The organism is Streptosporangium sp. NPDC050284, assembly GCF_044459525.1.
Lineage (GTDB): Bacteria > Actinomycetota > Actinomycetes > Streptosporangiales > Streptosporangiaceae > Streptosporangium.
Genome location: NZ_JBITIZ010000015.1, coordinates 175,274 through 195,468, shown reverse-complemented (window position 1 = coordinate 195,468; position 20,195 = coordinate 175,274). Strand labels below are relative to the sequence as shown.

Below are 20,195 nucleotides of genomic sequence, written 5' to 3'. Positions count from 1 at the left end.
GCTCCTTCTTTGCGTGTCAGCATTCTGACACACGTCAATCTATGTCAGAATGCTGACATGAGTCAAAACGGTGCAGGCGTCGACCTGGACAAATCACTGGGCTACCTGCTGAAAGAGGCGTCGAGCGCCCTGCGCGCAGCCATGGAGGAGGTGCTGCGGCCGCTCGGGATGAGCGTGACGCGCTACTCCTGCCTCGAGCTGCTGGCTCAACGACCGGGCTTGTCGAACTCAGAGCTCGCGCGGGGCGCGTTTGTGACACGGCAGTCGATGAACGTGCTGCTCCAGGCCCTGGAACGAGAAGGCTACGTGACCAGGCCCGCGGAGGCACCTGTCGGGAAGGTTCTTCCCACGCGGCTCACGCCTCGCGGTCGACGGAGCCTCGAGAAGGCGACCGTAGCGGTCCGGTCCGTCGAGGTCAGAATGCTGGCCGGCATGACCGAGGCCGAGCAGTCAGGCGCGTTCCGGATCCTGCAGGGGATGATCCATTCCCTGCGCGATGGCAACGACGGTTCATAGCTCCTTCCCCGGCGCACGTCTCGTCGCGCGCACAGGAGTGCGCCCGAGCGTGAAAAACCGTGCGGACGGACCTCGGAAACCGACAGACCTCGACTACACCTCATCTGCGAAGAGCCGTGATACTTTCAGTGCTCCCCTCTTTGCCAAAGGGATGTGGCACACCGCAGCTACTTGCCGCTTAACCTGCGGAAAAGGATTACTCGGAGAGCAACTCATACATCACTTTGCCGGACGGCACCTGTAGGCGAGGTGATAGTCGCTGGGCTTCATCGGCCATTCGTTGAAATCTCAGGGTGCACTCATGCTTGTGGCCCGGCCTCGACGACGAGTGTGTAATCAACGCCCGTGTGGAAGTCGCCAGAGGATCCGCGAATGGTCAGTGTGTGACGACCGGGCCGCAGGTACGAGCCGTCCCAGGGTTCGCGAAAACCGATGATGTTCGGATAGAGCTCGGCGTGTTCGGTGCCTTCGAAAGCCTCGATGACGAGGCCGAGCAGCGACTCCGTCGTCGCGATCCGATGGAGGTACAAGGAGAGGCGGCTTGCCCGATCGGTGAGCCGAGGACTGCGGCGCGCCGATCCATTACCCGGTCCCGAGGTTCTTGTCGTATTCCTCGACCAGCTTGAAGAACTCGGATTCGGAGTCGGCGAACTTCGTGATGCCCTTCTTCGGGTCGGTCGTCACGAAGAACAACCAGGGGCCGGCTGCCGGCTTCAGGGCGGCTTCGATGGCGTCGGTGCCCGGGTTTCCGATGGGACCGGGCGGCAGGCCGCGGTGCGCATAGGTGTTGTACGGCGACCGGCTCTTGAGATCCTCGTTCGAGGTCCTGATGCCGAGTTTGTCCAGGCCGTACAGGACCGTGCTGTCCAACTGCAGATTCATCTCGGGCGTGTGGTTCAGCCGGTTGTAGATGACCTGCGCGATCTTGGGCATGTCGCGCCTGCTGGTCGACTCGGCCTGGACGATACTGGCGACGGTCAGGATCTCCAGTGGCGTACGGCCGACACGCCTGGCACCGTCCACCAGGTTGCCGTCCTCGGCGGCGCGATTGAAGCGTGTCACCATCGCGGCGAGGATCTCGTCGGCGCTCGACGTGGGCGAGATCTCATAGGTCGAGGGAAAGGCGAATCCTTCCAGGATGCCCTTGGCGTAGTCGGGAAGACCGAGCGCCTCACCGTCCCCGGCGGCCCGCTCGAACTCCTTCAGCGGCTTGCCGGTGGCGGTCGACAGATCCTTCAAGACACGGGAGAGTCGCTCTCCTTCGTTCACTGTCACGGTGATTCGGGTCTCCGCACGTGTCTCGCCGGAGCCCTGCCCGGTGAGAACCTCGGGGGCCGTCGTCCGTGAGGACAGGCCCTGAACCGCAAGAGTGGACCCGATCGCCAGCACGGTGACGGCTGCCGCCGCCACCAGCGCGAGGCTGCGGCGACGGTATCGGCTCCCATTGACGTGGAGGAACCGACCAGGCGGGGGAGGCTGCTCCTCACGGGCCATGTCGGAGAGAGTCTCGCGCAGCAGATCCTCGATGTTCATCCCAACTCCCTTACGGTGCTCAGCTCAGGCGCCGCCTTCTTCAGGCGCTCCAACGACCGGTAAATCTGGCTGCGGACCGATCCCACCCTGAGGTCGAGCAGCCGGGCGATCTCGGTCTCGGACAGGTCCTCGAAGTAACGGAGCACGAGAATGGTCCGCTGCCGGGGTGTCAGCCGAGCGAGAGCCGTACGCATCACCAGGCGAAGGTTCACCATCTCGGCGTGCTCCCCGCCGATCTGGTCGGGCAGCCATCCGGTGGGCACTTCCGCGACGCGGGAACGGCGCCGCCACCAGCTCACCTGCTCGTGGTACATGACGCGGCGGACGTAGCCCTCGATGGCCGCGGTGTCGCGCAGGCCGCGCCACTTCGCGGCGGTCTTCGCCAGCGCCGACTGCACCAGGTCCTCGGCGGCGTGCCGGTCACCGGTCAGCAGATACGCGGTACGGAACAGCGCCCCTGAGCGATCGATGACGAACTCCCGGAAGTCCGCCTCAAATCCTGGATCCACCTGTCCTCCTCGCGATGTCACCAAGCAAGGACGAGGACAGGGCGTGGATCTATGCCGGCATGACCGAACCGATCTACATCAAAGGCCGCATGTCCTGGCCTGCATCATCTACCTCCGCCACTTGCGGGACTCAGTATGAAACGACCTTTTGGAGGGCGAGGTGCACCGTGGCTCGTCCACCCCCGTCCTGAGGTGTTGAGCCGGCGTATCTTGTCCGGCAGTTCGTTCAGCGAGTCGATGCGAGGAGAAGGGGCCGCTCGGTGTCCGGGGCGGCCTGCTGAATCACGCCCTACGAGCCGTGCCTGATCAGCGCGGTGCGCATCCCTGCTGCGGTCGCCTGAGGGGTTTCGCCTGGGAAAGTGGTTGGCGCCGGGCCTGAGGAGTTTGGGAGGGTGCGTGCATGGTGAAGGCGGTGGAGGCGCGTGATGTGGCGGGGTTGGCCGAGGCGGCCCGGGGCGGTGAGCGGATCAAGTACCTGATGTTCTGGGGGCATCGGCCGCCGCGTTCCGGAGGGGTCGGGACCGGGTGCCTGTCGCAGTGGTGGCCGGCGGACTTCGTGGTGGACGGCGTGGTCTACCGTACGGCGGAGCACTTCATGATGGCGGGCAAGGCGCGGCTGTTCGGTGACGAGGAGAGCGCGGCGGCGATCGTGGTGGCCGATGACCCGGGGCAGGTCAAGGATCTCGGACGGCGTGTGCGGGGCTTCGACGAGGAGAAGTGGACGGCGGCCCGCTTTGACCTGGTAGTTCGCGGCAACTTCGCGAAGTTCGGCCAGAACGCCGATCTGCGGGAGTTCCTGCTGGGCACCGGTGAGCGGGTGCTGGTGGAGGCGAGCCCTGTCGATCGTGTCTGGGGGATCGGACTGGCGGCCGACGACGAACGAGCCGAGAGGCCGGAGCTGTGGCCGGGGCTGAACCTGCTGGGGTTCGCCCTGATGGAGGTGAGGCAGGCCCTTCGGCGATCGTGACGGTGATGACGTGATCGATGCCGACGGTGTTGCCCATGCGGTGGGGAGCGCCGGTCGCCCTCACATATTCGCAGGAGCCAGCCGGGCAGCTCGTTTCGCCATGGAAGGTTGCACCTTCGACACGAGCCAGTAGAGGCCTCGCATTCGAGGCGGGCGCTCCTGCCAGTACGTGAGGGCTCGATGGAGCATCTCTTCTCCACAGACCTCCGCCACCCTGCGGTCCAGTGCGTAGATCTGCTGTCTCATCATGATCGGCATTCCGATCATGATGAGACATATCAGCATCATCACGGTGGCGGGGATGGGCGAGCTGAACGGGGAGATCAACTGGGCTGTAACGAGGCCGGCCACAACGCCGAAGCCGAGCAAGGCCGTAGTTGAGACACCTTCCTTACGGACGCGTGTGCGGTCGGATAGCGCGACAGCCCATGCGAGATCCGCGTCCTGTATCTGCCTGGGCAGAGCGTCGAAGCTGGCTCCGATGACGATCAGGGAGTTCTTGCCGCGTCTTTTCAGGATGCAGTCCGCTCCCTGGGGCGGTTCGCCGTGGACCACGTCAGGTGGGTTGATCCCAAACCGCTGGGACAACTCCTCAACGCGAAGACGCAGTTCATCCATGCTCACGTGGCCAGCTTCGCGTAAGGAGATCACATCTCAGCCGCGATCGACACGTCATCTGTGGGGCGTCGTTCGCCGACGAAAATCGGATGACATGTCGCACTGTTCGCGGGAATGCTGGGGGCGACCGATGAGTTTTGTCGGTGGTGTGGGTCAAACTCTGCATGACCGCAACGTCTTGTGAGACCTGAGGCTGGGACGCCAGCCATGACCGCGTCGTGTTCGACGACCCCGATCTCATGTTCGACAACCCCGATTGAGGATCCGTGTCCAGCCTCCAGCTCGACTCACCAGCCAAGTCCGCGACCGCTGTTTCAGGTCGCACCCCGCCCGTGATCCGGCTGTTGGTGCTCGCCACATTCGTGGTCATCCTCAACGAAACGATCATGATTAACGCGATCCCGCAGCTGATGGACGCGTTGCACATCAACGAGCAGACCGCGCAGTGGCTCTCGACCGCCTTCATGCTGACCATGGCCGCCGTCATTCCGATCACCGGGTGGTTCCTGCAGCGGGTGTCCACCCGCAGCGCCTACACCACCGCGATGGGCCTGTTCCTGCTCGGCACGGCGTTGGCCGCCGTCGCGCCGTCGTTCGAGGTGTTGCTGGGCGCCCGCATCGTCCAGGCGTCGGGGACGGCCGTGATGATGCCGCTGCTGATGACCACATTGATGCAGGTGGTGCCCAGGTCGGAGCGGGGCCGGGTGATGGGCAACGTCAGCCTGGCCATCTCGGTCGCGCCCGCCATGGGCCCGACGGTCTCGGGAGTGATTCTTAATTTCGGGTCCTGGCGGCTGCTGTTCGCCGTGGTGCTCCCCATCGCCGCCCTGATCACATGGGGTGGCCTGAGGCAGCTCAAGAACGTCGGGGAGCCCGAGGTCAGCACCGTCGACTGGTTGAGCGTGGTGACCGCGGCCGCCGGTTTCGGCGGCCTGGTCTACGGGCTCAGCAGGTTCGAGGGCGGTGACGTCGCCGTCGCCGTGACGATCGTGGCGGCGGGCCTGCTCGCCATTCTCGTCTTCGTCCTCCGCCAGGTGTCGCTGCAGAAGCGCGATGTGCCGCTGCTCGACCTGCGCACCCTGCGCTACCGCACCTATACGGTCGCGTTGATCCTGATGTCGGTGTCCTTCATGGCGATGCTCGGCTCGATGATCCTGCTGCCGCTGTACCTGCAGAACGTCCGTGGGCTCAGCGCCCTGCAGACCGGGCTCCTCGTGATGCCGGGCGGTCTCGCGATGGGTCTGCTCGGTCCGGTCGTCGGCCGCCTGTTCGACCGGTTCGGCGGCCGGGTGCTGGTCATCCCCGGTGCGATCGGGATCACGCTCGCGCTCACCGGCTTCACTCAGATCACGATGACGATGCCGTTCTGGCAGCTCCTCGGTCTGCACGCGCTGCTGATGGTGAGCCTGGCCCTGGCCTTCACGCCGGTGTTCACCCTCGGGCTCGGGGCCGTTCCGCCGCCGCTCTACTCCCACGCCAGCTCGATTCTGAGCACGTTGCAGCAGGTCGCCGCGGCGATGGGTACCGCGCTTGTGATCACCGTGATGAGCGCGCGGGCCGGTGTCCTGAGATCCGAGGGGGCCACGGAGGTGCTCGCCACCCTCGGCGGTATGCGGTTGGCCTTCATCATCGGTGCGGCGCTGTCCGTGATCGTGATCATCACCGCCCTGCTCCTGCCCGCCCGAGCGGACGGCCCCGCTCATGCGGACGGCCATGAGGATGGTCCCGTTCACGCGGACGGTTCTGCTCAGGGCACCTCCGCCGAGGGGGACGGCTCCGCTCAGGAGGACGCTCCCGCCGGGGTGGGCGGCGCCGCCCGAGCGGGCGGCACCGCCGACGAGGTCGAGAAGGTCCGGTCGACGGAGCCGGTGTGACGACGTGGAGGCGAGGACCGTTCAGTCCGTCGGAGGTCCCGTCTCCAGCAGTCGGCCCTCGGAGAGCCGCAGCCAGCGGTCGATCCTGATCTCCGAGAGGAAGCGTTCGTCGTGGCTGACCACGACGAACGCTCCCTCGTAGGCGCTGAGCGCGCTCTCCAGCTGGCCGACGCTGACCAGGTCGAGGTTGTTGGTCGGTTCGTCCAGCAGCAGTAGCTGCGGCGCCGGTTCCGCGTACAGCACGCAGGCCAGAGTGGCGCGCAGGCGCTCACCGCCGGACAACACCCCGACCGGCAGGTGAGCGCGGGAGCCACGGAACAGGAAGCGGGCGAGCAGGTTCATCCGCTGGTCCTGCGGCATCGCGGGGGCGAACGTGGCGAAGTTCTCCGCCACCGTACGGCCGGGATCGAGCAGGTCCAGCCGTTGGGACAGATAGGCGACCCGGCCGTCGGCCCGCCTGGCCTGGCCGCCCTCCGGTTCGAGGTCGCCGTTGATCAGACGCAGCAGGGTGGACTTGCCGGTGCCGTTGGAGCCGGTCAGCGCGATCCGTTCGGGTCCCCGGATCGTGAGGTCGGCGCCCTCTCCCGTGAACACTTCCCGCGCACCGTAGTGGACCCGCATCCTCCTCCCGAGGAAGACCGTGCGTCCCGCCGGGACGTTGGTGCCGGGCAGTTCCAGCGTGATCTTCTGCTCGTCGCGCAGCGCCCGGCCCGCCTCGTCGAGCCGGGCCTTGGCGTCGTTGACCCGCGCCGCGTGGGTCTCGTCCGCCTTTCCCGCCGACTCCTGGGCGTCGCGCTTCATCGTTCCCGCGAAGATCTTCGGCAGGCCGGCGTCCTTGAGGTTGCGGGCGGCGTTGCTCGCCCGGCGTGCCGCCCGCTCGCGGGCCTGCTGCATCTCCCGTTTCTCCCGCTTGACCTCCTGCTCGGCGTTGCGGACGTTCTTCTCCGCGACCTCCCTGGCGGCCCGTACGGACTCCTCGTAGGCGGTGAAGTTACCGCCGTAGGAGCGGACCTCGCCCCGGTCGAGTTCGGCGATGCGGTCCATGCGGTCCAGCAGCGCCCGGTCGTGACTGACGAGCAGCAGGCAGCCGTTCCAGTCTTCCAGCACGTCGTAGAGCTTGCGGCGCGCGTCCAGGTCGAGGTTGTTGGTCGGTTCGTCCAGCAGCAGGACGTCGGGCCGCTTCAGCAGTTGTGCCGCCAGGCCGAGAGAGATGATCTGGCCACCGCTGAGGGTGCCCAGACGCCGGGTGAGGGAGATCTCCCCGAGGCCGAGCCGGTCCAGCTGGGCACGGGTGCGCTCCTCGATGTCCCAGTCGTCGCCGATCGTGGTGAAGTGCTCCTCATCGGTGTCTCCGGACTCGATGGCGTCCAGGGCCCTGATCACCGGAGCGATCTCCAGGACCTCGGCCACGATGAGGTCGCCGGTGAGCGGCAGGGTCTGCGGAAGGTAGCCGAGCACGCCCTCGACGGACACGCTTCCGCCGCCGGGCCGGTACTCCCCGGCGATCAGCTTGAGCAGTGTGCTCTTCCCCGCGCCGTTCGGTGCGACGAGGCCGGTACGGCCGGCGCCCACGGTGAAGGACAGGTCCTGGAAGACCGGGGTGTCGTCGGGCCAGGAGAAGGAAAGGTTCGAGCAGATGATGAACGCATCGGACATGCGAGGGACCTCGTATGGGACGCGGGCGCGCGTCGGAGCCGCCCGGCGGGGATCGATGGGCTGACGACAGAGGCGGCCACGGCGTCGGCGCTCCTACGCGCCCGCCGGTGGCCGATCACTTCCGGTATCACCCGGAGATGTCGTCGTCGCCTATCACGTCTGGTCTCCCTGATTCCCTGTCACTCGCAGCCCAGCATATTGGACGTTAAAGGGTGCGAGCGCGATGCCGCCACACCGGGTCTCGCGGCCGACGGACGCGCCGGAGAATGGCTACTTGTCCGCCCAGCGAGCGAAGAGGGATGCGGCCATCGACCATCCGTTGGGGCGGGGTCACGATACGGCGGGGAGTCGTCTTCGCGGTGCCGTGTTACCTGGATATATAAGCTAGGTGGCGAATATGCCACGCACTCACTTAAATTGTCCGCATGCCGGTCCTCCATAGGGTGGATCGTCCCGTAACAACCCCATCGTGAGGAGTCGGGCAATGCCGCGGGAAGGCGTCGGACCGGATTTCATCGAGGCACTGGCCCGGGGGTTGGAGGTCGTCACCGCCTTCCAGCCCAACCGGCCGGTGATGTCACTGACCCAGGTGGCCACGGCGACCGGTCTGGCCAGGCCGACCACCCGCCGTATCCTGCTCACCCTCCAGGAGCTGGGTTACGTGCGTTCGTGCAAGGGAGGATTCGCGCTCACCCCCCGGGTACTGGACCTGGGGGTGGCCTACGTGCGTTCGATGGGGTTGTGGGACGTCGCCCGCCCGCACCTGGAAAGGCTCGTCGCCCGTACCGGGGAGTCGTGCTCGATCGCCCAGCTAGACGGCTCCGACATCGTCTACGTGGCACGGGTCGCGGTTCCCAAGATCGTGGGCCTGGCCGTGCAGATCGGCACCCGGTTTCCGGCGCAGGCGACGTCGCTGGGCAAGGTCTGCCTGGCCGCGCTCACCCCCGAGGAGGTGGAGCGCGTGCTGGCCGAGCCGTCCCGTTCCGGCATCGAACCGCGGCGGATCGGCCGCGAGGAGCTGGCCGACGAGCTGCGCGAGGTCCGCGCGCGCGGCTGGGCGTTCACCGACGAGCAGCTCGCGCCGGGGATCCGTTCGGTCGCCGCGCCGCTGCGTGACGGGTCAGGACGCGTGATCGCCGGGATCAACGTGAACAGCCACGCCGCGGAGACCTCTCTGGAACGGCTCCTGGAGGAGCACCTTCCGCCGCTGCTCCAGACCGCCGGTGAGATCAGCGCTGACTTCGCCCGGCTGGAGACGGTGCCTCACGTGACCCGGTGACCCGGTGGTGCCCGGATGACCCGGACCCGGTGACCCACTCCCTGCGGGAATCGGAGTAGGGCTACCACGATCCGTTCCGAGGCGGTTTCCAGGGGGTCCGCGTCTTCGAGAGGTCCGGGAGTGACGGAGGGGGTCACTCCCGGAGGGGGCCACGTCGCTCAAGGGCTGGACGGGCCCGGTGATTTTCCGCTACCGGAACATCGGCGAGAGGTGGACGGATTCGGGCGGCGACCAGGCTTGATCACGATGATTTATCGCGTTTTTTCGCTCTTTGCGAGTGTTTCGAGGATTTTGTCGAGACGGGCCTTCCTGTTCTCCGGCGTGAGCGCCTGGAGCAACGGCAGGATCACCAGGTAACGTCCGGTCTTGTCAAGCGCCTCGAACGCCTTCCTGGCATCCGGGTCCGCATCCAGCGCCGTCGCGAGATCGGGGGGCACCGTCGCGGTCTTCTGCGACTCGTACGCCACCGCCCACCGCCCGTCCTCCTGAGCCTTGCGCACCTCGGCGAGGCCGGGCTCGCGCATCCGTCCCGCGGCCGTCAGCATCGCGACCTTGTCGACGTTCACCTGCGACCACAGGCTCCTGGGCCGTCGCGGCACGTACTTCTGCAGGTAGTACCGCTCATCAAGAGACAGTCGCTGCCCGGAGATCCAGCCGTAGCACAGCCCGACATCGACCAGCTCGTCGGAAGTGACCGTTGGAATACCGGTTTTCTTCTTGGCCAATTTGACCCACAGGCCCTCGTGGCGCGTGTAATTCTCGGCAAGCCAGCTCTCGAACGCCTCCGCGTCCGAGAAGGCGATGATTTCCACTCCGTCGCGCTCATCCATATGGATCAGGTTATCGCCCCCGCTGTCGGTCTCGACGCCGGATTGACGCGCGACAATGCGGGCGAAGTAATGTGGTTCATATGCTGATCGTCGTCGCTGGATCAACCGGTCTTATCGGCAGAGTAGTCGTTTCCGAGCTTCGCGAAGCGGGTCACAAAGTGCGCAGACTCGTACGACGCGAACCTGCGGCGAAGGACGAGCACCGGTGGGATCCCCCGTCCGGCACGATTCCGCGAGACGCGTTCGACGGCGTCGACGCCGTGATCAACCTGTGCGGCTCGTCGGTCCAGGGACGTTGGAACGCGGAGCAGAAGCGACGCATCCGTGCCAGCCGCATCGAGCCTGCCAGGACGCTCGCCGAAGCCGTCGCCGAGTACGGCATCCCCACCCTGCTCAACGCGTCCAGCCTGAGCTTCTACGGCAACACCGGAGACGACGTCGTCGACGAGACGGCGGGCCTGGGCCAGGGCTTCCTGGCCGAGATGGTCGTCGACTGGGAGGCCGCGACCACGGTGGCGCGCGACGCGGGCAGCCGGGTCGTGCTGCTGCGCACCGGCCTCGTACTGTCGTCCGACGGCGGCCTGCTCAGCCTGCTCAGGCCGCCGATCCGGCTCGGAGTGGGCGGGCGACTCGGCGACGGCAGGCAGTACGTGGCGTGGATCAGCCTGCCGGACGAGGTCGCCGCCATCCGCTTCCTCCTGGAGAACCCGGACATCTCTGGACCGGTCAATCTGTGCGCGCCGGAACCCGTGACCAACGACGAGTTCACCAGGGCGCTCGGCCGGGCACTCCATCGGCCCGTGTATCTGTCGGTACCGAAGGCGGTGGTGCGGGCCGTGTTCGGAGAGGCGGCCGACGAGCTGGCGCTCATCAGCCTGCGCGCGGTCCCGAGGGTCCTGTGCGAGGCGGGGTTCACGTTCCGGCACGTCGACTTCGACGCCGCGCTCGCGGACGTTCTGTGAGAGGCCCGGCTCGCGGACGTTCTGTAAGAGGCCGGGCTTGCCGACGTTCGGAGCCTCTGCTGACATTCGGGCGCGCGGCGATCGCCGTCAGGCCGAGGGTGCGGTGAAGCGGTAGCCGGTCTGCGCGTGCGGTTCCTTTCCGAACGCGAGCACCTTGGCCGGCTCGACGCGGAACACGATCGCGGGGTGGCCCGCGACCTGGGCGACATCGTCGATGAGCTCCAGGCTCCAGCTGTTGTGCGCGCCGTACTTCGCGTCGAAGGCGTCGACGATCCCCGGCAGGGCCTCGGGGGCGGTGATCTCGGTGGCCGTGCCCTCGACGACGATGTCGAGTCCCTTGGTCCAGAGGTTGTTCCCCGTCGTCAGCGCGACCTTTCCGCTGTGCTCAAGGTTGCGCATCTTCTGCTCGATCGAAGCGGTGGTGAAGTACATGGCGTCGTCGTGCCACACCGCGACCACGGGGGTCACGTGGGGGCGGCCGTCGACGCGGACGGTCGTCAGCCAGAAAAGCTCGGCCGTCTCCAGCAGGCCCAGGGTCTCCTGCCACGACGTGGGCTCCACCCCCGGCTCGCTGTAACGCACGTCCAGTTTCGCCTCGGGATAAGTGACGGACATCGTTTTTCCTTTCTGCGACGCAGGGGCCGTCTCGATGAGGGGAGATTTTCCCGGCGTCGGATAGGTGATGGATGATGTTCCGATCACGAGGCTACGTCCGCGGTCGCGGGCGGGCAATGACGTCGCAATAAGTGGTCTCTCTCGCATCGATCAGGCTCCGTGGTGACCTTAATTCGCCACCCATGATGAGCAGGGGCGTCGCGAGTCCAATAAGAGGTTGTTCCGTTATTCAATAAGCAACCCTTATGGGGTGTCCGTTGTCCAAAAGGTGTTACCGGCATAACCTGATCGCAGGTAAACGTAAACGCCGTGGACGGTTGAGCGAAAGGGTGACGCGAAATCCGGGGATATGGCCTCGTGTTTCGCAGCGGCACGGTGAGGTGGGTGCGACCGGGAAACCGATCCCAAGAAGGAAGGGAATCATGGAGGACGTCTGTATTATCGGAGCGGGATCATCAGGGATCGCCACCTGTCAGGTCCTGCACGAGCGCGGTATCGCCTTCGACTGTTACGAGGCCGGCTCCGAAATCGGGGGCAACTGGCGCTATCTCAACGACAACGGCCTGTCCTCGGGCTACCGGTCGCTGCACATCAACACCTCCCGACACCTGACGGAGTACCGCAGCTACCCCATGCCGGACCACTATCCGGCCTATCCCACCCACTACCAGATGGCGCGCTACTTCGACGACTTCGTCGACCACTTCGGCTTCCGTGACGCGATCATCTTCCGTACCGAGGTCACCCGCGTCGAACCGGCCGAGGGCGGCGGCTGGCACGTGACCGCGCGCAACCGCGACACCGGCGCCGAGACCACCCGCCACTACCGGGCGGTGGTGGTGGCGAACGGACACCACTCGACCCCCCGCTACCCCGAGCCGGCCTTCCCCGGCGCGGACACCTTCACGGGCATCCAGACCCACTCGCACTACTACAAGGTCCCCGAGGAGTACGCCGGCAAGCGGGTGCTCGTGCTCGGCCTCGGCAACTCGGCGTCGGACATCGCGGTGGAGACCTCCACCGTCTCCGAGCGCACCTTCATGGCGATGCGCCGCGGAGGATACGTCTTCCCCAAGTTCATGTTCGGCAAGCCCAGCGACGACCTCATCAGCCCCTTCCTCACCACGGTGCTGCCGAGGGAGATGCAGCGGTGGATCATGGCGGGTCTGCTGCGCCTCACGGTCGGCAAGGTCACCGACTACGGGCTGCCGGAGCCGGGCCACAAGCTGTTCAACTCCCACCCGACCGTCTCCGAGTCCCTGCTGCCCCGCCTCGGCCACGGCGACATCACGGTGAAGCCGAACATCGCCCGTTTCGACGGTGACACGGTGCACTTCGTCGACGGCAGCAGCGAGGTGATCGACGCGGTCATCTACAGCACCGGGTACAAGATCAACTTCCCGTTCCTGGACGAGAGCGTGATCGCCCCCACCGACAACGACGTCTCCCTGTTCCACCGCGTGGTCGACCCCAACCACTCCGGCCTGTACTTCATCGGCCTCTTCCAGCCCCTGGGCGCGACCACGGTGCTGTCCGAGGCGCAGTCCCACTGGGTGGCCGACCTGCTGGAGGGCAGCGCCGCGCTGCCCTCGCCCGAGCGGATGCGCCGGGAGATCAACCGGTACAAGGAGAAGCTCGCCAAGCGCTACGTGACGTCCAAGCGCCACACCATGCAGGTGGACCACTATCCCTACCTGGCCGAACTGCGCCGCGCCCGGCGCGACGGGGCCCGGCGCGCACCGGCGGCGGCCAAGGCCGAGGCCAGGCTCAAGGCGAAGGCCGCCGCGAACGGGCTTCCCGAGGGCTACGAGCCCGAGGAGGTGTCGATCTGGATCGACGCCGATCCGCACGTTGTGTGGGACCTCATCAGCGACGTGACGCGGATGGGACAGTGGAGTCCCGAATGCCGTCGATGCTTCTGGATCGGTGGCAGGCGCGGGGTCGGCGCACGCTTCGTCGGGATCAACCGCCGCGGCTGGGTCACCTGGGTCACCACCAACGAGGTCGAGCAGGCGGAGCCGGGCAAGTCCTTCGCGTTCCGCACCGCCACCAACGGCGTGCGCTGGAGCTACCGGCTGGAGCAGGACGGCGGCGGCACCCTTCTCACCGAGCGGTGGGACGTCTCCGGGCAGAGCGCCGGGCAGCGGAAGCGCACCGCTTCCTTCGCCAACCTGGCGCTCGGCGGCTACGAGGGGCACACCGAGGAACTGCGCGACGGCATCCACAAGACCCTGGAGCGGGTCAAGGCCGCCGCCGAACAGCGGAGCCGGCCCGCCGAGGTCACGACCGGAGGTCTGCACGTCGAGGGCGTTCGATGACGGACGAGAACCTGCGCTTCGCCTCGGTCGAGGAGTTCGCCACCTGGCTGGAGGCGAACCACCGGACCGCGGACGAGGTCTGGGTCGCCCTGCCGAAGAAGGGGACGCCGGTGCCCTCGGTCACCAGGTCCCAGGCCCTGGACGTGGCCCTGTGCTACGGCTGGATCGACGGCAAGGCATTCTCCGGAAACTCGCCGGACGGCTGGTGGGCCCAGCGCTTCTCCCCGCGCAGGGCCCGCAGCTCGTGGTCGAAGATCAACTGTGCCAAGGTCGAGAAGCTCATCGCGGCGGGCCGGATGCGAGCGGCCGGGCTCGAACAGATCGAGCTCGCCAAGGCCGACGGCCGCTGGGCCGCGGCCTACGCCCCGGCGAGCACGGCCGAGGTCCCACCCGACCTGCGGGCGGCGCTCGACGCCTCTCCCGCCGCGGCGGCCGCCTTCGCCGCCCTCAGCAGAAGCAACGGCTACCAGATCCTGCTCACCGTCGAGAAAGCGAGGAAGGCCGAGACCAGGGCACGCAGGATCGCCGACTACGTCGAACGCCTCGAAGCCGGGGAACCACTCCACGGCCCCCGCAGAAAACCGTGACGCCTCCGCACTTCGCGACCTTGCGGGTGGAGCGTCCGACCGATCACCGTGGGTGGAGGGTCCGCCCGATCACCGTGGGGGGAACGTCTGACCGACCACCGTGGGGGGAACGTCTGACCGACCACCGTGGGTGGAGCGTCTGACCGATCACCGGACCTCGGCCTCGGCCCCCGCCCGTTCGACGATCTCGTCCACGGTCTCCTCGGGGGTCTGGTCGGAGGTGTCGAGCCAGAGACCGAGGCGGGGGGTCGTGGTACGCAGGCCCTTGTCGAGAAGGTCGATGGTCCACCGGTCGTAGGCGTCCTTGCCCCGGGCCGCCTCGCGGGCGGCGACGGCCTCGGGGCGCGGGGCGAGCACGACGACGAACAGCGGCCGCCGCCGGATGAGCCCGGTCATCTCGGCGAGGTGGTCGCCGAGCACGACATCCTGGGCGACCACCGTGAACCCGTCCTCGGCGTACGCGTCGCAGGTGGCCGCGGTCAGCCGGTACCGCAACCGCAGTTGCCGCACCGCCTCGGCGGACGGGTCGGGCGTCATGTCGGCCCGGCCGTTGACCACCATCCGGCGGAACAGGTCGCCCCGGACGTGCACCGAGCGCGGCAACCGCTCGGCCAGCATCTGCGCGACGGTCGACTTGCCCGCGGCCTGGATCCCGGTGACGAGAACGACGGACTGCGGGGGAATGGGGGTCATGAATGTCCTTTGTCGCGCTGTATCGGTAGAAGACCTCGTACGTCCGCGGTCGTGTCCGCCGTTACGGGTCTGGTCAGAAGCCGCCGTCGCGGACGCTCGCCAGAAAGTCGCGCCATGCCTTCGGGGTGAAGGTCAGCGCGGGGCCGGACGGGTCCTTGCTGTCGCGGACGGCGACGAGGCCCGGCAGGTTCGTCGCCACCTCGACGCATGCGTCGCCGCTGTTGCTGTAACTGGACTTGCGGAACTCGGCGCCGAGCAGATCAGAGGACATGGCTACTCCTTCATGGCCGCGGCGATCATCGCTTGCGATGCGTCAGGGGTGAGCGCTGCACTGCAAATGCGCTTAAAAGACATTTTATAGAGCGTTACGTGCTCGGGGTTCTCGACGTACACATCCCCGGCAGTTCCTGCCACGTAGGCGACGTCGTCAGCGGGGTTGGCGTACTCAAGGAGAATGAACGAGCCGTCCATGCCCGCGTGGACACCGACTCCGAAGGGCAACACCTGAATGGTCACGTTGGGCCGACGGGCTGCGATGATCAGAGCCCGTAGCTGCTCCCGCATCACCTCAGGACCGCCGATCGGACGATGAAGCACCGCTTCGTCGATGACGGCATGCAGCCCAGGCGGGTTCGGTCTTCCGAGCAGCGTCTTTCGCGCCATCCTGGCCATCACGCGGCGATACACCTGCTCTGCGTCACCGTTTCCGAGCCCCGTGCTTATGATCTCCCGGGCGTAGTCTTCGGTCTGAAGCAGGCCGGGAACGAGTTGGACGCCCCACTCCTTGATGAGTGACGCCTCATCCTCAAGTCCGACGTACGATCCGGCGAACACATCGCTGTAAGCGGTCCACCAGCCGTGGCGGGCACTGTCTCGCACCAGTTGGACGAGTGCGGTCCGCACAGACTCGGTGACCTTGTAGACGTCGCAGATCTCGGCCACGTCCTGCTCCGTGGCCTTGGCCGCGCCCGTCTCCAGCCGGTTGAGCCTGCTCTTCGACCAGGAAAGGTGCTGTGCGGCCTCGGTGGTCGTCCAGCCTGCGGCATCTCGAAGGCTGCGGATCTCCCGGGCCAGTCGGCGTTGGCGGACGGTGTTCTGCATGGGGACAGTTTGCCCCACGAAGATTCCCTTCCCCGACTCACGGTCAGTCATCTTGAGATTACATATTGTGATCATGGGATTTCCCATCCATCATTGGGATGTCTCGCTGGGAGTGGTGCAGGTCGTCAAGAAGCCATTGCTCCCAGTCGCTGCTCCCCGTGAACGCGAACGAACCAGCTCGGCGCTTGCGACGTCCGGACGGGTTCTTGATCAGGAAGTGAGCCCCGGTCCGTGAACAATCCTGGTGCTCCGGTTCTCGACCGGACCATGGTGAGTGGCTGCGACTGTTTCACCGACAGAGCGCCGATGCCGATGGGCTGCGCCGTCTGCGGGCACGCACCTTACGCGCACGGCTGCCCAGATCACCTCGTCGATCACGAGTACGCGCAGCCGTCGGGCGAGCTGATTGCCACGCGCCTGGAGGCTCGGCGCCGTACAGGACCGAGTCACCTGCCTGGTTTCGAGCCGCCCGCCGTCGTGGCTCCTGTCGAGGTGATCCCGTTGGTGCCCGCCCAGCGGCGCCCCGAACCGGCCCCCGTTCCCAGCGTGCCAACACCGCAAGCCCGGAGGATCTCTCGATCCTTCCGGCCTCGGGGATCGCGGCCCGCTGCCTTCGCGCCACCCCGGCGCGATGATCGCCGACGCCCCGCCTCCTATGGTGCACACCCGGTTGCCTGCGGTCCTGACGAGGTCAAGACTGCTCCACCGACGCCCCGGCCGCCCGAGCCATACGGCGCGAACCAGCTTCTTTCCCATCCCATAAGGCGGACCCGTCCGACGCTGCACACGTCCGGACGGGTCCTAGAGCGGACTGCGGAGGTCCGATCCATGGAAGATGCTAGAACTACTATCCCCAAATCGACCATTCCCGGCTGGCGGGTGATTCTCAGTGACAAGGGACGGCTGTGGGCGTCCCGCGTCCTTCCGTTCACCGACGCCGAGACGGATGCGGGTGCGGACCGTACGGTCGACGCCGACACCCTCGACGAGCTGCGGGCCGAGGTCGATCGGCACGAGGCCATCGCCCGGGAGGCGGCGGGGCGGGTGACATCGTGATCGGGCGCCGATCCCGCGCTGCAGGGCAGCACCACGACGGTCCGGCCCTCGCTTCCGTCCGCAGTCGCTCGCCTCACCCGTACCGGAACGTGCCGAGGTGATCGCGATGAAAGGAGCAGCACAGATCGCCGTTGTCGTGGGCGCGTCCGAGGAGCGCCAGCGCGCCGCGCTTGAGCAGACCTTCCCTGAGTGGCGCATTGTCCATGACCTTCTTCCCGACCGCTGGACAGCTTTTCGGCGTCGGCCACTCACCGACCGGGAGGTGAAGGCGGGCGCCAGGTGCATGATCATTCGATCTTCGCCTGAACGGCTGGTCACGGTACTGGTCCGTCAGGTGCAGATCGCGCTCAGCCTGAACACCGGTTACCCGCCCGGCGCCTGAGTCGGCGCGGCGGTACGAGAGCATCCTTCTCACCGGCGGGGGGCGAGCAGTAATGGAACGGTCAGTGGCGTTAGCGAGGTGTCGGGGCGCGGCTTACCGCCACTGGCCGTTCCGATCCGGCTGGTTGCCGGGGCGGCCTGCGAATCCTTGGTGTCTGTAAGGGTCTTGTGGACGACGCCGATGGAGACCTTGACGCCAGCGGCGATGGTGCGGATGGCGGCGCGTTTGTCGTCGTCAACCACGGGCCAGCGGCCGCTGACCCGATTGCGGCGGCGGGCCGCCTCCAAGCCGTCCTTGGTTTTGCGGACGATGTCGCGGCGCCGGTCCTCGGACAGGGCCAGATCGAGAATCAGGGAGCGCTCGGTGTGCTCGCCGGCCGCGATTCGCTTCAGCACCTTAACCGCGATGCCTCGCTGGAACAGGTTGTTGAGGACGATGAGCCCTTCGAGGAGGTTGCGGCCGAGGCGGTCGACCTCCTGGACGCACAGCATGTCCCCATAACGGATGTAGGACAGCGTGTTCAGCAGCGCGGGCCGGTCTTGCCGCTGGCCTTCTCCTCGAAGACCTTCAGGTAAATCGGGTCGATGGCGTCGTGCTGGCGTTGGGTCTTCTGCTTGTCGGTGCTGACCCAACGCGAAGGTCATCGCGCTGCGCGGCGCCGCGATCAACCTCGGCGACGCGGCCGACGAATTCCTGTCCACCCACCGGGTCGCCAACGACAACACCCGCCGCGCCTACGCCTCGGCCATCGACCGGACCATCGCCGCAGTCGGCGGTCGCGAGCGGCTCCTGGCAGACGTCTCCGACACCGAGATCGGCGATGCCCTCACCATCCTGTGGGGTGGATGCGCGTCGGCCACCTGGAACCGCAACCGCGCCGCCGTCTCCTCCTGGCTCACCTGGTGCGCCACCAAGAAGAGATGGGCGGCGCCGTCGGTCCCCGCCGACGCCGAACGTCGCCGCGAGAGCGTCGACCACACCAAGGCCGTCGCCAAGATCAAGCTGGAACGGCTGCTGTCCCGGCGCGACCTCCCGCTGCGGGACAAGACGCTCTACCGGATGCTGTACGAGACCGCCGCCCGCGCCGCTGCGGTCCAAGGGCGGCGACATTGAGTGGGTGTACTGGGACGCCGGCACCGCCCGCCTCCTACCCCGCCTTCTCCGACTGCCCAACGGCCACCCCGACGGGCCTGTCCGAACACGCGGCCCGTTGTTCCTCGCCGACCGGCGCCCTGTCCCCGCCCGGCGTCCCAGCCCCGAGCACATCTGCCCCCACACCGGGCGGCCCCGTTTGGGCTACGACCGGGTGCGCGTGCTCATGGAGCGGCATCTCGGCCTCGACCCGCACCAGCTGCGCCATTCGGCCGCTACCCACCTGGGCGAGCAGAAGGTGCCGCTCCAACTCATCATGGCCAAGACCCGCCACAAGAACCCCCGCGCCGCCATGCGCTACACCCGCCCCGGCGGCGAGGCCGTGGCCGAGATCACCGGCATCCTCGCCCCACCACGCCGAACCCACTAACCGCAGGTCAGATCTATATCCGTTGGATTTTCGCTGTTCGCTACGGGGACCCCTTTCTGTCCGCGTATCTCATACCTCCAGGTCTACACCCACACGGACAACGCACCGGAATTGACCCCAAGCGCACCGTTACGCCGAGATTTCATCCTCAGTAGACCCAGTGGACCCGCTCGTACTCGGCGAACAGGATGGGCAGGACCTTGGCTGCCAGGAAGGGGGTGCAAGGGACCAGGTGAGCTTGTTGCCGCGTCCCGGCATTGACCCGATCCGCGTGTCTTCTGGTCTTCATGACCAGGTATTCAATACAACAGCGAGAGCCAGTAACACAGCGCTGAATGCCAGGAAGCTAAAAGAGATCTTGATCAGCAAGAGCTTGCCGGACAATCGCCAAACGGCCGTTTCCTCCTGTTCGTCAGCACTCCTGTGGAGTGCAGAGCGAAATTTCCCTGTGAAGGCAAAAGAAGCGAGCGCAGTCATGAACGCAAGGGCACTAAGAGCTACTGAAGAAAGGCATATAAGCGCTATTAGCTGAGTTCCCTTGGGGAAAGAAAAGCCTACACCTGCCAGCGTGATCGCAGCGAGCATGGCAAGGACGCCCAAAAAGGCAAAGAGGAACATCTTCCGTCGAAGTTGCCGAGAAAAATTATTAATCATACTATCGTTCTATCACACTTAGTCAAGCAACAAGTATAACATATAAAACTTGCGCGCCTCCGAAGTGAGGGCTGCCCATTGGAATGCTGAACGAACCGTCGTTGGTGCGTTGGCCTGCGGTGATGCGGTTGTGCTGACCAGACAGAGTCCAAGATTCTGTCCGTCGGCATCCCGGCGCGGTCCGTTTCCGCCGTATTCCGGTGGCACCCCGGCTACGGTCGTTCGGGGCGGCTGTCAGTGGGACGCGCGTGTCCTGACTCAGTCGAGTGATGCCCGGCCCGGCGCGCGTACCTGCGGCGCATCAGATGTGCTGAGCTGGATGGCGCAGGGTGCGGCTCAGCACAAGTGATGAGAGCAGAAGACCGACGCCTCGGAGCGCGGTTCGCTGAACTGGGCGGCATTGGGTTGGCTGAGTCGAGACATCAAGTCGTTGCCTCTTCTGCGCCAGCGAACGACCGGCACATACCGGCGAACGAGAGAAGACTGGAACCCTGCGTGAAACCCGCTGCACACGCGAAGGGGC

24 protein-coding genes are annotated in these 20,195 nt (G+C 66.4%); 10 read left to right on the top strand and 14 right to left on the bottom strand.

The window, feature by feature from the left end:
• Positions 1–57 precede the first annotated feature (57 nt).
• Positions 58–516, top strand: a complete 459-nt coding sequence (locus tag ACIBH4_RS30760) for a MarR family transcriptional regulator (protein ID WP_362519806.1) — start codon at positions 58–60, stop codon at positions 514–516.
• Between the two features lie 299 nt (positions 517–815).
• On the opposite strand, the gene ACIBH4_RS30755 is transcribed toward ACIBH4_RS30760, so the two are convergent.
• Genes ACIBH4_RS30755 through ACIBH4_RS30745 form a run of 3 tightly spaced genes read right to left on the bottom strand, consistent with a single transcriptional unit; the run spans position 816 to position 2,558 of the window.
• Positions 816–1,046, bottom strand: a complete 231-nt coding sequence (locus ACIBH4_RS30755; protein WP_362768483.1) for a hypothetical protein — start codon at positions 1,044–1,046, stop codon at positions 816–818.
• A gap of 52 nt (positions 1,047–1,098) precedes the next feature.
• Complete coding sequence (mltG, locus tag ACIBH4_RS30750; RefSeq protein WP_362768486.1) at positions 1,099–2,049, bottom strand: endolytic transglycosylase MltG; 951 nt, start codon at positions 2,047–2,049, stop codon at positions 1,099–1,101.
• A complete protein-coding gene (locus ACIBH4_RS30745) occupies positions 2,046–2,558 on the bottom strand; it encodes a SigE family RNA polymerase sigma factor (protein WP_362519815.1) in 513 nt (170 codons plus the stop codon). The genes mltG and ACIBH4_RS30745 overlap by 4 nt, the downstream gene beginning before the upstream one ends.
• Before the next feature lie 400 nt (positions 2,559–2,958).
• Between ACIBH4_RS30745 and ACIBH4_RS30740 the strand changes: the two genes are divergently transcribed.
• Positions 2,959–3,525 (top strand): NADAR family protein, encoded by a 567-nt coding sequence (locus ACIBH4_RS30740; RefSeq protein WP_399173283.1) that lies wholly within the window; start codon positions 2,959–2,961, stop codon positions 3,523–3,525.
• A gap of 60 nt (positions 3,526–3,585) precedes the next feature.
• On the opposite strand, the gene ACIBH4_RS30735 is transcribed toward ACIBH4_RS30740, so the two are convergent.
• A complete protein-coding gene (locus ACIBH4_RS30735; RefSeq protein ID WP_362519818.1) occupies positions 3,586–4,149 on the bottom strand; it encodes a hypothetical protein in 564 nt (187 codons plus the stop codon).
• Positions 4,150–4,409: 260 nt separating this feature from the next.
• Here ACIBH4_RS30735 and ACIBH4_RS30730 point away from each other — a divergent pair, with 260 nt between their 5' ends.
• Positions 4,410–6,017 carry an MDR family MFS transporter gene (locus ACIBH4_RS30730; RefSeq protein ID WP_362519821.1) on the top strand — a complete coding sequence of 536 codons (1,608 nt, stop codon included), beginning with the start codon at positions 4,410–4,412 and terminating at the stop codon, positions 6,015–6,017.
• A 21-nt stretch (positions 6,018–6,038) separates the two neighbouring features.
• On the opposite strand, the gene abc-f is transcribed toward ACIBH4_RS30730, so the two are convergent.
• Positions 6,039–7,673: a ribosomal protection-like ABC-F family protein gene (abc-f, locus tag ACIBH4_RS30725; protein ID WP_362768489.1), complete on the bottom strand. Its 1,635-nt coding sequence runs from the start codon at positions 7,671–7,673 to the stop codon at positions 6,039–6,041.
• Between the two features lie 484 nt (positions 7,674–8,157).
• Here abc-f and ACIBH4_RS30720 point away from each other — a divergent pair, with 484 nt between their 5' ends.
• Positions 8,158–8,952: an IclR family transcriptional regulator C-terminal domain-containing protein gene (locus ACIBH4_RS30720; RefSeq protein WP_362519827.1), complete on the top strand. Its 795-nt coding sequence runs from the start codon at positions 8,158–8,160 to the stop codon at positions 8,950–8,952.
• 251 nt (positions 8,953–9,203) lie between these two features.
• Here ACIBH4_RS30720 and ACIBH4_RS30715 read toward each other — a convergent pair whose 3' ends face one another.
• A complete protein-coding gene (locus ACIBH4_RS30715) occupies positions 9,204–9,782 on the bottom strand; it encodes a YdeI/OmpD-associated family protein (protein ID WP_362519830.1) in 579 nt (192 codons plus the stop codon).
• Positions 9,783–9,862: 80 nt separating this feature from the next.
• On the opposite strand from ACIBH4_RS30715, the gene ACIBH4_RS30710 reads away from it, so the two are divergent.
• Positions 9,863–10,744 carry a TIGR01777 family oxidoreductase gene (locus tag ACIBH4_RS30710; RefSeq protein WP_362768492.1) on the top strand — a complete coding sequence of 294 codons (882 nt, stop codon included), beginning with the start codon at positions 9,863–9,865 and terminating at the stop codon, positions 10,742–10,744.
• 87 nt (positions 10,745–10,831) lie between these two features.
• Here ACIBH4_RS30710 and ACIBH4_RS30705 read toward each other — a convergent pair whose 3' ends face one another.
• On the bottom strand, positions 10,832–11,359 hold the full coding sequence (locus ACIBH4_RS30705; RefSeq protein WP_362519835.1) for a pyridoxamine 5'-phosphate oxidase family protein: 528 nt from the start codon (positions 11,357–11,359) through the stop codon (positions 10,832–10,834).
• A 422-nt stretch (positions 11,360–11,781) separates the two neighbouring features.
• On the opposite strand from ACIBH4_RS30705, the gene ACIBH4_RS30700 reads away from it, so the two are divergent.
• Both ACIBH4_RS30700 and ACIBH4_RS30695 read left to right on the top strand, forming a co-directional pair.
• Entirely contained in the window at positions 11,782–13,677 is a 1,896-nt protein-coding gene (locus tag ACIBH4_RS30700; protein ID WP_362768495.1) for an NAD(P)-binding domain-containing protein, read from the top strand.
• Positions 13,674–14,264, top strand: a complete 591-nt coding sequence (locus ACIBH4_RS30695; protein WP_362768498.1) for a YdeI/OmpD-associated family protein — start codon at positions 13,674–13,676, stop codon at positions 14,262–14,264. Before ACIBH4_RS30700 ends, ACIBH4_RS30695 begins: the two co-directional genes overlap by 4 nt.
• Before the next feature lie 147 nt (positions 14,265–14,411).
• On the opposite strand, the gene ACIBH4_RS30690 is transcribed toward ACIBH4_RS30695, so the two are convergent.
• From ACIBH4_RS30690 to ACIBH4_RS30680, 3 genes are all read right to left on the bottom strand, one after another.
• Positions 14,412–14,957: an AAA family ATPase gene (locus ACIBH4_RS30690; RefSeq protein WP_362768501.1), complete on the bottom strand. Its 546-nt coding sequence runs from the start codon at positions 14,955–14,957 to the stop codon at positions 14,412–14,414.
• Positions 14,958–15,030: 73 nt separating this feature from the next.
• Positions 15,031–15,228, bottom strand: a complete 198-nt coding sequence (locus ACIBH4_RS30685; protein ID WP_362519847.1) for a DUF397 domain-containing protein — start codon at positions 15,226–15,228, stop codon at positions 15,031–15,033.
• Between the two features lie 2 nt (positions 15,229–15,230).
• Positions 15,231–16,109: a helix-turn-helix transcriptional regulator gene (locus ACIBH4_RS30680; RefSeq protein ID WP_362768504.1), complete on the bottom strand. Its 879-nt coding sequence runs from the start codon at positions 16,107–16,109 to the stop codon at positions 15,231–15,233.
• A 777-nt stretch (positions 16,110–16,886) separates the two neighbouring features.
• On the opposite strand from ACIBH4_RS30680, the gene ACIBH4_RS30675 reads away from it, so the two are divergent.
• Entirely contained in the window at positions 16,887–17,114 is a 228-nt protein-coding gene (locus ACIBH4_RS30675; protein WP_362519856.1) for a hypothetical protein, read from the top strand.
• A gap of 97 nt (positions 17,115–17,211) precedes the next feature.
• Positions 17,212–17,496, top strand: a complete 285-nt coding sequence (locus ACIBH4_RS30670; protein ID WP_362519859.1) for a hypothetical protein — start codon at positions 17,212–17,214, stop codon at positions 17,494–17,496.
• 29 nt (positions 17,497–17,525) lie between these two features.
• Here ACIBH4_RS30670 and ACIBH4_RS30665 read toward each other — a convergent pair whose 3' ends face one another.
• Together ACIBH4_RS30665 and ACIBH4_RS30660 are read right to left on the bottom strand one after the other, a co-directional pair.
• A complete protein-coding gene (locus tag ACIBH4_RS30665) occupies positions 17,526–18,221 on the bottom strand; it encodes a recombinase family protein (RefSeq protein ID WP_362768507.1) in 696 nt (231 codons plus the stop codon).
• A 9-nt stretch (positions 18,222–18,230) separates the two neighbouring features.
• Positions 18,231–18,491 carry a hypothetical protein gene (locus ACIBH4_RS30660; protein ID WP_362519866.1) on the bottom strand — a complete coding sequence of 87 codons (261 nt, stop codon included), beginning with the start codon at positions 18,489–18,491 and terminating at the stop codon, positions 18,231–18,233.
• A 122-nt stretch (positions 18,492–18,613) separates the two neighbouring features.
• Here ACIBH4_RS30660 and ACIBH4_RS30655 point away from each other — a divergent pair, with 122 nt between their 5' ends.
• On the top strand, positions 18,614–19,018 hold the full coding sequence (locus tag ACIBH4_RS30655; protein WP_362519869.1) for a tyrosine-type recombinase/integrase: 405 nt from the start codon (positions 18,614–18,616) through the stop codon (positions 19,016–19,018).
• Positions 19,019–19,166: 148 nt separating this feature from the next.
• On the opposite strand, the gene ACIBH4_RS30650 is transcribed toward ACIBH4_RS30655, so the two are convergent.
• On the bottom strand, positions 19,167–19,307 hold the full coding sequence (locus ACIBH4_RS30650; RefSeq protein ID WP_362519872.1) for a hypothetical protein: 141 nt from the start codon (positions 19,305–19,307) through the stop codon (positions 19,167–19,169).
• On the bottom strand, positions 19,304–19,672 hold the full coding sequence (locus ACIBH4_RS30645) for a hypothetical protein (protein ID WP_362768510.1): 369 nt from the start codon (positions 19,670–19,672) through the stop codon (positions 19,304–19,306). Before ACIBH4_RS30645 ends, ACIBH4_RS30650 begins: the two co-directional genes overlap by 4 nt.
• Positions 19,673–20,195 lie beyond the last annotated feature (523 nt).

Bases quoted from the DNA above. Each gene is read 5' to 3' on its own strand.
- ACIBH4_RS30760 (WP_362519806.1), top strand. From the start codon at position 58: ATGAGTCAAAACGGTGCAGGCGTCGACCTGGACAAATCACTGGGCTAC.
- mltG (WP_362768486.1), bottom strand. From the start codon at position 2,049: ATGAACATCGAGGATCTGCTGCGCGAGACTCTCTCCGACATGGCCCGT.
- ACIBH4_RS30740 (WP_399173283.1), top strand. From the start codon at position 2,959: ATGGTGAAGGCGGTGGAGGCGCGTGATGTGGCGGGGTTGGCCGAGGCG.
- abc-f (WP_362768489.1), bottom strand. From the start codon at position 7,673: ATGTCCGATGCGTTCATCATCTGCTCGAACCTTTCCTTCTCCTGGCCC.
- ACIBH4_RS30720 (WP_362519827.1), top strand. From the start codon at position 8,158: ATGCCGCGGGAAGGCGTCGGACCGGATTTCATCGAGGCACTGGCCCGG.
- ACIBH4_RS30715 (WP_362519830.1), bottom strand. From the start codon at position 9,782: ATGGATGAGCGCGACGGAGTGGAAATCATCGCCTTCTCGGACGCGGAG.
- ACIBH4_RS30710 (WP_362768492.1), top strand. From the start codon at position 9,863: ATGCTGATCGTCGTCGCTGGATCAACCGGTCTTATCGGCAGAGTAGTC.
- ACIBH4_RS30705 (WP_362519835.1), bottom strand. From the start codon at position 11,359: ATGTCCGTCACTTATCCCGAGGCGAAACTGGACGTGCGTTACAGCGAG.
- ACIBH4_RS30700 (WP_362768495.1), top strand. From the start codon at position 11,782: ATGGAGGACGTCTGTATTATCGGAGCGGGATCATCAGGGATCGCCACC.
- ACIBH4_RS30695 (WP_362768498.1), top strand. From the start codon at position 13,674: ATGACGGACGAGAACCTGCGCTTCGCCTCGGTCGAGGAGTTCGCCACC.
- ACIBH4_RS30690 (WP_362768501.1), bottom strand. From the start codon at position 14,957: ATGACCCCCATTCCCCCGCAGTCCGTCGTTCTCGTCACCGGGATCCAG.
- ACIBH4_RS30685 (WP_362519847.1), bottom strand. From the start codon at position 15,228: ATGTCCTCTGATCTGCTCGGCGCCGAGTTCCGCAAGTCCAGTTACAGC.
- ACIBH4_RS30680 (WP_362768504.1), bottom strand. From the start codon at position 16,109: ATGACTGACCGTGAGTCGGGGAAGGGAATCTTCGTGGGGCAAACTGTC.
- ACIBH4_RS30675 (WP_362519856.1), top strand. From the start codon at position 16,887: ATGGAAGATGCTAGAACTACTATCCCCAAATCGACCATTCCCGGCTGG.
- ACIBH4_RS30650 (WP_362519872.1), bottom strand. From the start codon at position 19,307: ATGAAGACCAGAAGACACGCGGATCGGGTCAATGCCGGGACGCGGCAA.
- ACIBH4_RS30645 (WP_362768510.1), bottom strand. From the start codon at position 19,672: ATGATTAATAATTTTTCTCGGCAACTTCGACGGAAGATGTTCCTCTTT.